Source organism: Motilibacter deserti, from assembly GCF_011250635.1.
Taxonomy (GTDB): Bacteria; Actinomycetota; Actinomycetes; order Motilibacterales; family Motilibacteraceae; genus Motilibacter_A; species Motilibacter_A deserti.
The window spans coordinates 1-384 of the sequence record NZ_JAANNP010000091.1; positions in this window are offsets into that span (position 1 = coordinate 1).

Consider the following 384-nt stretch of genomic DNA (forward strand, 5'->3'; position numbering starts at 1 on the left):
TGATGGCCCGGGCACCGCGGCTAGACGCGCGTCCTCTCATGCCGCGTTCAGGACGCACTGCCGCGCACTGCCCACCGAGCGGATGATGCTCGTGGCGAGTCGGCGCATGTCCGGTACCTAGAGGAAGCCGCGGGCCGCGACGATCAAACCGTAGACAGCTCCGCTCCCACCTCCTCCGATGAGGGCTCGCTGAGCAGTCTGGTTGTTGACGCGCCGGCCGACCAGAACGAGGGCGCCTCCCAGGCCGACAAAGAGCAACCCGACGACGACGCGCTGAAGATCCACCGATGCAGCTTGCCATCCTCCCGGTACCGACGCTCTCGCCGTCAGCGGCGCCCTGACTTGCCGCTGACGCGCGTGGGGTGACGACGGCGGCCTGGCGGC